Below are 11938 nucleotides of genomic sequence, written 5' to 3' on the forward strand. Positions count from 1 at the left end.
ATAGCATATTACACAAACACGATTAGTTAGGGGTTGGCATGTATACAGACGAAGACTTAAATACGGCAATTGAGAAAGGGATTTTTACCAAATCGTCCGTTGTCGAGTTTAGACGTTTAATAGCAGGTTTAAATGGCTCTCCATCGGTAGATGAAGAAAACTTTAAGTTGGTGGGAGGTTTTAACGACATTTTTGTTGTAATTGCTTGCGGCTTACTGCTTGTTTCTGCTTTTTGGGTGTTTCAGGCTGTATATGACAGTTTAGGGTTGGCAGTATTTGCGATGTTGTCTTGGGTCTTGGCGGAGTTCTTTGTGCGCAAGCGTAAAATGGCGTTGCCTGCTATTGCTTTGCTATTAGCCTTTGTTGGCAGTGTCTTTCTGGTGGTTATTTCTTTGAGCCCTAACCCGGATGACGTGGTTTTTACCTTTGCCACGGCGGTCTCGACTCTTGCTGCTATATTACATTGGCGACGTTTTAGAGTGCCTATTACTGTTGCGGTAGGTACTGCTGCTGCGTTAGGGTTGGCTGTAACGGTTATCACTAACGCTTTCCCCGAGAGTAAAAATATTTTGCTTCTGTTGGCTTTTTTAGGCGGTATTGTGGCCTTTACGTTTGCCATGTATTGGGATTCATCGGATACGAAGCGTACCTCTTATAAATCAGATGTGGCGTTTTGGTTGCACTTGTTGTCTGCTCCTTTGATTATTCATCCTGTTTTTTCTAGTTTGGGGGTATTAGAAGGTAATGAAAGCTTGGGCAATATGCTGGCCATTGTTGCTTTATATGTATTGATGACTGGTGTTTCTATCGCTATCGACCGTCGTGTCTTTATGGTGTCGTCGTTGGTTTATGTGGTGTATGCCTTATCTAGTTTGATTGAGAATTATGGTGGTGTTGGTTACAGCTTTGCGGCAACCGGAGTGGTTGTCGGCGGCGCTCTGCTATTATTGTCTGCTTATTGGCATAGAGTAAGGGCACTGATTTTGACTAGGCTACCTGATCTAATACAGCAAAAAATCCCATAAATGAAAGCGGATTAAATCGACGGCTTTATGGTATTCATATTTTAGGGGGAGCATGCTGCCGAAATAAAGCTATCTATTCGTTTTTTATCTCTATAGTATGGCACTTCAAGCTAGAAAGAAGTCTATAATTATTAACTCTGAAATACGTTGTTTTATTCATAAAATCCTCGTCCTGAAGTTTCTAAGTACCAGCCTATTTTTTGCACATTCAGCCTATTGAAGGCTATTCATTAAACTCAGGAGATTATTTATGTCTAATACAGTGAAAGGAACCGTTAAGTGGTTCAACGAAATTAAAGGTTTTGGTTTCATTGAACAAGAATCTGGTCCAGATGTGTTCGCACATTTCAGTGCTATTGCTAGCTCAGGATTCAAAACCTTGGCCGAAGGCCAACAAGTAGAGTTCGTTGTTACTGCTGGTCAAAAAGGTCCTCAAGCAGAGAATATTACAGTACTTTAATTAGTTACTAAGAATATTTAAGAAAGGGTAAGTTCTTCGGAACTTACCCTTTCTTTGTTTTGAAGGTTTAGCTTTTTCCCGTATCGAGGCCATCCGTGTCACGAGTAAAGTATAGTCCCGTCTAGTATTTTCATTTCATAGGGGTGAATAATTTCCCTAGCCAGAAGATAGCAAAAGAAGTTCCGAAGGGAGTGAGGGGTAAACCCTTGGGCTCCAGATATTTTAGAAGGTAGAGAAGGCGTCTTTCTCTCGTTGTAGGAGCCGTTTCAAGTTTTTCTCAAGTAAGGCCATAAGGTGTTATCAAAAAATTACATATCATTCACGTTTCACTCGGTTAATGACGCTGCACATTACATTACATTACGTTAATATACGCATTTTTACGCTTTGGGTGGCTTTGTGAAACTTATTAGACAATTGGTGGTATTAGGATTCCTTATACCATTTTTGTTACATGCGAAAGCCTTGAGTATAGGTGAGGACATTCCTTATTTTTATTATGAGGATAAAACAGGCTCTTTAACTCTAGAGCAGTTTTTGAATGTCCCTAAAAAACATCTCATTAAATCTAATAAAGCTTTATCAAAAGGCTATACCAAGTCTACATTCTGGATAAAAGCCAACGTAGATCATAAAGCTTTTGTAGGTGATGAGTACTGGTTTGAAATATTGCCTATTTTCTTAGACAAAGTAGAGTTCTACTACAAACCAAATGATGGTGTTCGCCCGTGGATGAATCGTTCCGCAGGAGATCTAAATGGTAGTGGGAAATGGGATGTAGATTATAGAGCACCTATTTTTATATTACCTAAGACATTAAAAGGTTATTCAATAGTAATTAAAGTATCTACGTCGAGTTCGATGCTTTTAGATGTGAAAGTTTGGGAGGAAAAAGAATTTATTGTTTCTTCCTTAAAAGAGAATTCTTTTTGGAATTTTTTCTTTGGCCTTTTTTCTTTTGCTGCTGTTGTTCTATTGGTGCTGGCTTTAGTGCTGAGAAAACGTATTTTTTGGGTTTCTTTTTCTGCTTATGTTGTGTATTTAAATCTTTTTTGTATGCATGGTTATTATGAGTGGTTTTTTGGAAAAAGCCCTTTCCATATACAGCATTATTTGACATCTATATTATTTATTTCTGTGTTTAGTGTTGCGTTATTAGCTTTTTCTGAAATGTTAGGTTTGCGGGAAAGATTTGATAAAATATATAGGGTGATATTGGTTTTGTCATTTCTTATATTTTCTCAATCAGCTCTTATTTTTTTTGATATGTATTTTTTTTCTATTAGGTTTGTTTTGGTTTTGTTTTTCTTTGGAAGTTATTTAATTTTGGTTTGTTATTTTTATAGCCTTTTCAAGTTTGATTTTAGTGTTCTTTATTTTTTGGTTGGGTTAGGGGTTATGGCCATAATGTCGATATTGTTTCTTAGAATATCTGTTTTAAATGGCTTTGATGTATATCCTGGACAAAGAGATAGTTTTTGGCAGGTTGTGGTTTCTATTAGCGTTATTGCTGTTATGGCAGGGGCAATAATTAAAATATATAAAGAAAGGATATTTAATATTGAGAGGAGGGGGTTGGTAAGAGAGTTGAATGTAGAAAGGGAAACTCGGTTTAACCAAAGGCAATTAGTGAGCATGATTTCGCATGAGTTTCGTACCTCGCTTTCGATTATTTCTGGAGCCATAACAAACCTAAAGTCTTTGTCTAATCTTGATGCTCAAGTGACTAAAAGGTATGAGCGTATTGAACGTGCGAATGCAAGGTTGATACAACTAACAGATAACTGTTTAGCTGATGATAGAGTGTCATCAGCATCACTCACTATGTCTTTTAAAACGGCAAACCTATCCGAGATACTTTTATCAGCAACAAGGGTCGTGAATTTCTCAGATCACCATAATATGAATGTTAGTTTTAATGGTATGGAAGTGAGTTTGTTAGAGTTACCAGAGCTTTTAATTAAAGCTGATGATGCTATGTTACAAATTGCTCTTTCGAATGTGTTTGATAATGCATTGAAATATATGGAGGAAGGTGATGTAAATGTAGAGGTTTATGAATATGACAATTCATATTTTATTAATGTGATAGATCATGGGGATGGTATCGATAAAGGTATGGAAAATGAAATTTTTGAAAAATATAGAAAAGTAACGCGAGGAGATAGTGCAAGCAAACCTGGAGTGGGTTTTGGACTTTATGTTTGCAAGCAAATAATGTTAGGGCATGACGGGGATGTTAGGTTGCTCGGTAATTCAGATCAAGGATGTTGTTTTGAATTTAGAATACCAAAAAAATTAGATTGACTTGGTATTTAATCGAGGTTCTTATTTTGATATATAGAAAACCAAATATTGCTATTGTTGAAGACAATGATGATTTACGAGATGATCTTTCATTTTTTTTACGTGAAAATGGTTATCCTGTGTGGTGTTGTAGTAGTGCTGAGCTTTTTTGGCGACAATTACATACAGAATCAACAGATATTGTATTAGTTGATATTGGACTGCCCGGAGAGGATGGATTTGGTGTTGTAAAACATCTTAATGAGTTCAAAGAGTATGGTTTAATTATAATTACGGCAAGGGGTGCGCAGAAAGATAAATTAAATGGCTTACAGAGTGGAGCTGATTTATATCTAATAAAGCCGATAAATTTTTCTGTACTAACTGAAAAGATTGACACACTCTGGCATAGGATTTGTGATGGTAAGGCGAGTGCCGATATAGAGCATAGTGGTGAGATAATAGAAAAAAATATACCGACTGAAGGTATTGGTATTGATTGGCGACTAGGCGATGATTGTAAATTAGTAACCTTTGATGGTGCATCAATATCATTGTCTCCGCAAGAATATATATTGCTTAGAGAGCTGATGAGTTCAGTTGATCAGGTGATCAGTAAGTTGGATCTGCATCAGATCTTATTTGGTCACGTTGATGAGGTTGATGTTCATCGGATAGATGTACTTTTAAGTCGCCTCCGTATCAAGCTACGATCAAAAGAAATTAAGTTGCCTATTCGTACTTTATTTGGAAAAGGCCTAGTTTTTAGGTCAAATGATTAATTTTTTTTGATTTATTGAGAGTCTTGAGAGGATTGAGACTGACATTCTATTTTTCTAGCAAAGATAATATGTATGACTTTGTAGTTATACGTCGCTCTTTGTTAGGAGGATTCGGATGTTTTTCAATAAAAAATTAGCCGAGCTATTGGATTTTGTGTTGTTCATAGGAAGGGTTCGCGCTGAACCCTTGAGAATGAAGAGCAGCTTGACGAATCTAAGGAATAATCACGCCCATACTATTCAGATTGGGCAGGGTCTTGTTGTCGTAACACAGCTCAAATCGACCCACCTCAATTTAGAAGATAGTGTTAAAACTCAAGCCAAGTTCGAAAACACGCAAACAAATAACAGAAAAAGCTACATAAGCGATGTATCGGTGCCTAATTATAGCGATACATTGATCTTCTCTCTTCTGAATACCTCATTCCCGAATAGTGTCGACGAATTGCTTAATATATCGACTGATGAGGTCTTTTTATTTAATTCAACAGGCAGTGCAGCATGAGTAGATCGATGATGAGATCACTGGGTTCACGATAGCTTACATAGTATGGAAAACTCATCTTATCTAGTTTGAGTATCTACTTAAGGTAGCTAGTTTTATTCGTTACTTGATTTTTTGTATTGAGATTAGGGGTAAAGACTATGTCTAGCGCTGAAAATTTGCATGATTATGAAAGCGGTTACATTTATGGGTTTTGCACCAGCAAAAAATAGCTTGGCAAAGGTCTTAATTATTCAAGATGCACTAAAGCGTCGGCTTGTTATTTATGAGGTGAAACTTATGTCTGAGAACATTGTGAGATTGCGTTGTTTGGTGGCGGACCAGCAGTTTAACGAATTGAAAATTAAGTGCTTGGCGTTATTAACCGAGAGCTTTTCAGTGAAGGGGCTGTCATTAAAGGTATTGCCAGTAAAGGTGTTGTTGGCATTGGCTTATGCTCATTTAGGTGAGTTTGAGAAGCTTTCTAAAAGTTTAGCTTCGCTTGAAGTACAGCAGGATGCTTTGGATAACGATGCCTTATGTGATTTAGCGGCGGTCTATATAGTGCGCCAGCAGCTTGATCGGGCTTGTATTTTATTAGAGAGGGTTATTGAGCAAGTGCCAGAACATGACTTAGCGTTGGCGCGTTTAGGGTGGTGTCATATGGCGCAAGGTGAATCGGAACGAGCTTTGGCATTATTTGAGCGTTCTTTGGTTATTCAACCTCAACGCATGGCAGTTAAGTTAAATCGTATTCAATTGTTGATCGGCTTGTACGATAAAAAAGCGGCACGAAGTGATGTGTTGCCTGCTGTTCCATCGGCGTTGGAAGACGCCGCCATTCTTTTGACAACCCAGCAGGGTAGCGCACCACAGGTGCTATGGAAAAGTTATGAGAACCGTTTGCAGCGTTTGCGATTGTGTTGGTGGGTGGTGCTTGAAGAGTATGGTTCGCTGTTGCGGAGTTTTGGTTAAGCCTTCTTCTAAATACGAGGCGAAGAGTTATTTGTTCTTTTTGACGGTGTTGATGAAATATTCAGACTAGATGGTCAAATTTCTTTATTTATAGAGAGGTTTGAGAGGGTTGAGACTGACAATCAATGATTTTAGCGAATAAAGTGTAACAAATTATTGTTTTTTGTAATTTCATGGTTTTTTTCGTGATTTTATTTTTCTAGTTTTTTGAGTTTAAAACCAATGGCGGTTTTGATGAGGCAGTTCTTTGAGGCTGTCGGTGTTGATTCAGTGACGCTGAAAAGCGAGTTAACGCCCCTGTTGCCAAAGTACGTTTTTATTATTCAAGTTGAGCAAGGGCTCATATAGGGTCCTACATATTTGCGGAACAGTAGCAAACTCATCTTACCTAGTTTATGTGACATGCACGACTGATTTCCAATTCATTATTTAATACTCACCTTTGACTTTATATTGCGCAGAGGGAGGAAAATAGAGGTAAAAGATTATGGCTGATACTATAACAATAGACTCGGTAATTGACGATGTGGGCAGTAAACAAGGCTCATTTACGTCTGATGTTCAGACGGACGACAAGAGCTTGCTGTTATCGGGAACCACAGAGGCGGGCTCAACGGTCAAAATATACAAGGCTAGTACTGGCGAGTTTTTGGGTGATGCTACGGTGACGGGTGCGAACTGGACATACCCTGCGGAACTGAATGAAGGCGATAAGGAGTATCAATTTATTGCCAAAGCGACAGATGCAGCGGGCAACGTAGTAGGAGAGTCATCTGGATTTAAAGTGACATTGGATACGGTGGCGCCTTTTCTTATAACTCTGGAGGCGGTCACTGATGATGTAGGTGAGGCGACGGGCCCAGTAAGTTCTGGTGAAATTACGGACGACACGAGCTTGGAGCTGTCGGGTTTTGTTGAGCCGGGTTCGAAGGTATTTATTTACAATGGCGCCACTAAGATGGGGGAGGCTACGGTTGAGGGTATAGCATGGACATATGATGCTGAACTGGCTAATGGCATGACCTATAACCTTACGGCCAAAGCGATGGATTCGGCGGGCAATGAAGCCGACACACCTGATTTCATTGTGAGGGTGGTTGATGTGCCGAAGACCCCAACGTTCTTGGTCACTGACAATGTGGGTAGCGTGACGGGTACGTTAGAGACAGGGAAGACCACGGACGACACTTCGTTGGAGTTGTCTGGTACGGTTGAGACGGGATCGACGGTTGCTATTTATAGTGGCGAAATAAAAATCGGTGACGCCGTAGTTATAGGCGAGAACTGGACATACATTGTCGACCTGAAGCATGGCAGTAGTTATCAATTTAAGGTCAAAACGACGGATGTGGCGGGTAATGAAAGTGAGTTCTCGTCCGATTTTAATGTGAAAGCGGACACCAGGGCGGATTCTCCAAGTATTACGTTCGAAAGCGCTGGTGCAGATGACGTTTATAATGCTGCTGAACTGGGCGTAGATGGCACCGTGACTGCGACGATCTCGGTAACGGATTCTGACGTCGGCGACACCTTGACGTACAACGTAAACGGAATAGACACCCTTGTTACGTTAAACGCAGAGCAAATTGCCAATGGCATTGCGATTGAAGTTCACCCAGAAGATAGCGTCACGGCGACCTTATCGGATGTCGCGGGCAATGTCTCTACAGAAGCGAGTGAAACCGTCGTAAGTGCGGACATCTCAGCCGAAGCGGGCAGCGTGGGCGTGAATGCGATCACCGAAGACGACGTGATCAACGCCGCAGAAAGCGGTCAAACCGTTGCGGTCACGGGGTCCGCCGCAGGGGGCGACATCGCCGCCGGCGATCTGGTCACCATGACCATCAACGGCACGGATTACAGCACCACCGTGCAGGCCGACAACACCTGGTCTGTTGACGTCGCGGGATCTGATCTTGCGAATGACACGGCGTTCGAGGCGGTGGTGACCTCTTCTGATGCCGCGGGCAATACCGTCATCAGTACCGGCGCTTCTACTCACACGGTTGACCTCTCAGCAGAGGAAGGCACCGTGGGCGTGAATGCGATCACCGAAGACGACGTGATCAACGCCGCGGAAAGTGGTCAAACCATTGCGGTCACAGGGTCTGCCGAAGGAGGCGACATTGTCGCCGGCGATCTGGTCACCATGACCATCAATGATACGGATTACAGCACCACCGTGCAGGCCGACAACACCTGGTCTGTTGACATAGCGGGTTCTGACTTGGCGGCCGACACGGCGTTCGATGCGGTGGTGACGTCTTCTGATGAAGCGGGCAACACCGTAGAGAGCCTCGGTTCTTCTACTCACACGGTTGACCTCTCAGCAGAGGAAGGCACCGTGGACGTGAATGCGATCACGCCGGATGACGTGATCAACGCCGCAGAAAGCGGTCAAACCGTTGCGGTCACGGGGTCCGCCGCAGGGGGCGACATCGCCGCCGGCGATGTGGTCACCATGACCATCAATGACACGGATTACAGCACCACCGTGCAGGCCGACAACACCTGGTCTGTTGACGTGGCGGGATCTGATCTTGCGAATGACACGGCGTTCGACGCGGTGGTGACGTCTTCTGATGCCGCGGGCAACACCGTAGAAAGCATCGGTGCTTCTACTCATACGGTCGATCTGTCAGCCGAAGCGGGCAGCGTGAACGTGAATGCGATCACCGAAGACGACGTGATCAACGCGAACGAGGTGGCTGGTACCGTTTCCGTCACAGGTTCCGCCGCAGGGGGCGACATTGCCGCTGGCGATCTGGTCACCATGACCATCAACGGCACGGATTACAGCACCGCAGTGCAGGCCGACGACACCTGGTCTGTTGACGTGGCGGGATCTGATCTTGCGAATGACACGGCGTTCGACGCGGTGGTGACCTCTTCTGATGCCGCGGGCAATACCGTCGATACCGTCGGTGCTTCTACTCATACGGTCGATCTGTCAGCCGAAGCAGGCAACGTGAATGTGAATGCGATCACTGAAGACGACGTGATCAACGCCGCGGAAAGCGGTCAAACCATTGCGGTCACCGGGTCCGCCGCAGGGGGCGACATCGCCGCCGGCGATCTGGTCACCATGACCATCAACGGCACGGATTACAGCACCACCGTGCAGGCCGACAACACCTGGTCTGTTGACGTGGCGGGATCTGATCTTGCGAATGACACGGCGTTCGACGCGGTGGTGACCTCTTCTGATGCCGCGGGCAATACCGTCGATACCGTCGGTGCTTCTACTCATACGGTCGATCTGTCAGCCGAAGCAGGCAACGTGAATGTGAATGCGATCACTGAAGACGACGTGATCAACGCCGCGGAAAGCGGTCAAACCATTGCGGTCACCGGGTCCGCCGCAGGGGGCGACATCGCCGCCGGCGATCTGGTCACCATGACCATCAACGGCACGGATTACAGCACCACCGTGCAGGCCGACAACACCTGGTCTGTTGACGTGGCGGGATCTGATCTTGCGAATGACACGGCGTTCGACGCGGTGGTGACCTCTTCTGATGCCGCGGGCAATACCGTCGATACCGTCGGTGCTTCTACTCATACGGTCGATCTGTCAGCCGAAGCAGGCAACGTGAATGTGAATGCGATCACTGAAGACGACGTGATCAACGCCGCGGAAAGCGGTCAAACCATTGCGGTCACCGGGTCCGCCGCAGGGGGCGACATCGCCGCCGGCGATCTGGTCACCATGACCATCAACGGCACGGATTACAGCACCACCGTGCAGGCCGACAACACCTGGTCTGTTGACGTGGCGGGATCTGATCTTGCGAATGACACGGCGTTCGACGCGGTGGTGACCTCTTCTGATGCCGCGGGCAATACCGTCGATACCGTCGGTGCTTCTACTCATACGGTCGATCTGTCAGCCGAAGCAGGCAACGTGAATGTGAATGCGATCACTGAAGACGACGTGATCAACGCCGCGGAAAGCGGTCAAACCGTTGCGGTCACGGGGTCCGCCGCAGGGGGCGACATCGCCGCCGGCGATCTGGTCACCATGACCATCAACGGCACGGATTACAGCACCACCGTGCAGGCCGACAACACCTGGTCTGTTGACGTGGCGGGATCTGATCTTGCGAATGACACGGCGTTCGACGCGGTGGTGACGTCTTCTGATGCCGCGGGCAACACCGTAGAAAGCATCGGTGCTTCTACTCATACGGTCGATCTGTCAGCCGAAGCGGGCAGCGTGAACGTGAATGCGATCACCGAAGACGACGTGATCAACGCGAACGAGGTGGCTGGTACCGTTTCCGTCACAGGTTCCGCCGCAGGGGGCGACATTGCCGCTGGCGATCTGGTCACCATGACCATCAACGGCACGGATTACAGCACCGCAGTGCAGGCCGACGACACCTGGTCTGTTGACGTGGCGGGATCTGATCTTGCGAATGACACGGCGTTCGACGCGGTGGTGACCTCTTCTGATGCCGCGGGCAATACCGTCGATACCGTCGGTGCTTCTACTCATACGGTCGATCTGTCAGCCGAAGCAGGCAACGTGAATGTGAATGCGATCACTGAAGACGACGTGATCAACGCCGCGGAAAGCGGTCAAACCGTTGCGGTCACGGGGTCCGCCGCAGGGGGCGACATCGCCGCCGGCGATCTGGTCACCATGACCATCAACGGCACGGATTACAGCACCACCGTGCAGGCCGACAACACCTGGTCTGTTGACGTCGCGGGATCTGATCTTGCGAATGACACGGCGTTCGACGCAGTGGTGACCTCTTCTGATGAAGCGGGCAATACCGTCGATACCGTCGGTGCTTCTACTCATACGGTCGATCTCTCAGCGGAAGCGGGCACCGTGGGCGTGAATGCGATCACCGAAGACGACGTGATCAACGCGAACGAAGCGGCTGGCACAATTTCCGTCACAGGTTCCGCCGCAGGGGGCGACATTGCCGCTGGCGATCTGGTCACCATGACCATCAACGGCACGGATTACAGCACCACCGTGCAGGCCGACAACACCTGGTCTGTTGACGTCGCGGGATCTGATCTTGCGAATGACACGGCGTTCGAGGCGGTGGTGACCTCTTCTGATGCCGCGGGCAATACCGTCATCAGTACCGGCGCTTCTACTCACACGGTTGACCTCTCAGCAGAGGAAGGCACCGTGGGCGTGAATGCGATCACCGAAGACGACGTGATCAACGCCGCGGAAAGTGGTCAAACCATTGCGGTCACAGGGTCTGCCGAAGGAGGCGACATTGTCGCCGGCGATCTGGTCACCATGACCATCAATGATACGGATTACAGCACCACCGTGCAGGCCGACAACACCTGGTCTGTTGACATAGCGGGTTCTGACTTGGCGGCCGACACGGCGTTCGATGCGGTGGTGACGTCTTCTGATGAAGCGGGCAACACCGTAGAGAGCCTCGGTTCTTCTACTCACACGGTTGACCTCTCAGCAGAGGAAGGCACCGTGGACGTGAATGCGATCACGCCGGATGACGTGATCAACGCCGCAGAAAGCGGTCAAACCGTTGCGGTCACGGGGTCCGCCGCAGGGGGCGACATCGCCGCCGGCGATGTGGTCACCATGACCATCAATGATACGGATTACAGCACCACCGTGCAGGCCGACAACACCTGGTCTGTTGACGTGGCGGGATCTGATCTTGCGAATGACACGGCGTTCGACGCGGTGGTGACCTCTTCTGATGCCGCGGGCAACACTGTAGAAAGCATCGGTGCTTCTACTCATACGGTCGATCTGTCAGCCGAAGCGGGCAGCGTGAACGTGAATGCGATCACCGAAGACGACGTGATCAACGCGAACGAGGCGGCTGGTACCGTTTCCGTCACAGGTTCCGCTGAAGGGGGCGATATCGCCGCTGGCGATGTGGTCACCATGACCATCAACGGCACGGATTACAGCACCACC

7 protein-coding genes are annotated in these 11938 nt (G+C 46.8%); all 7 read left to right on the forward strand.

Annotation, left to right across the window (positions count from 1 at the left end):
* Nucleotides 1–38 precede the first annotated feature (38 nt).
* A complete protein-coding gene (locus I8J31_RS16870; RefSeq protein WP_199469755.1) occupies nt 39–1025 on the forward strand; it encodes a DUF2339 domain-containing protein in 987 nt (328 codons plus the stop codon).
* Between the two features lie 250 nt (nt 1026–1275).
* Entirely contained in the window at nt 1276–1485 is a 210-nt protein-coding gene (locus I8J31_RS16875) for a cold-shock protein (protein ID WP_012069364.1), read from the forward strand.
* A gap of 399 nt (nt 1486–1884) precedes the next feature.
* On the forward strand, nt 1885–3792 hold the full coding sequence (locus I8J31_RS16880) for a sensor histidine kinase (RefSeq protein WP_199469756.1): 1908 nt from the start codon (nt 1885–1887) through the stop codon (nt 3790–3792).
* 26 nt (nt 3793–3818) lie between these two features.
* Nucleotides 3819–4553: a response regulator transcription factor gene (locus I8J31_RS16885; RefSeq protein WP_199469757.1), complete on the forward strand. Its 735-nt coding sequence runs from the start codon at nt 3819–3821 to the stop codon at nt 4551–4553.
* A 115-nt stretch (nt 4554–4668) separates the two neighbouring features.
* Nucleotides 4669–5058 carry a hypothetical protein gene (locus tag I8J31_RS16890; protein WP_199469758.1) on the forward strand — a complete coding sequence of 130 codons (390 nt, stop codon included), beginning with the start codon at nt 4669–4671 and terminating at the stop codon, nt 5056–5058.
* A gap of 279 nt (nt 5059–5337) precedes the next feature.
* The gene (locus tag I8J31_RS16895) at nt 5338–6012 is read left to right on the forward strand and encodes a tetratricopeptide repeat protein (RefSeq protein ID WP_199469759.1); all 675 of its coding nucleotides are present in this window, start codon (nt 5338–5340) and stop codon (nt 6010–6012) included.
* Nucleotides 6013–6499: 487 nt separating this feature from the next.
* Nucleotides 6500–11938 (forward strand): Ig-like domain-containing protein (locus I8J31_RS16900; RefSeq protein ID WP_199469760.1); only part of this gene is annotated, 5439 nt, incomplete at its 3' end.

Source organism: Marinomonas transparens (assembly GCF_016463975.1).
In the GTDB taxonomy this organism is placed as follows: Bacteria; Pseudomonadota; Gammaproteobacteria; order Pseudomonadales; family Marinomonadaceae; genus Marinomonas; species Marinomonas transparens.

What these genes read in the sequence shown, in the direction of transcription:
- I8J31_RS16870 (WP_199469755.1), top strand. Translation starts at nt 39, where the DNA reads ATGTATACAGACGAAGACTTAAATACGGCAATTGAGAAAGGGATTTTT.
- I8J31_RS16875 (WP_012069364.1), top strand. Translation starts at nt 1,276, where the DNA reads ATGTCTAATACAGTGAAAGGAACCGTTAAGTGGTTCAACGAAATTAAA.
- I8J31_RS16890 (WP_199469758.1), top strand. Translation starts at nt 4,669, where the DNA reads ATGTTTTTCAATAAAAAATTAGCCGAGCTATTGGATTTTGTGTTGTTC.
- I8J31_RS16895 (WP_199469759.1), top strand. Translation starts at nt 5,338, where the DNA reads ATGTCTGAGAACATTGTGAGATTGCGTTGTTTGGTGGCGGACCAGCAG.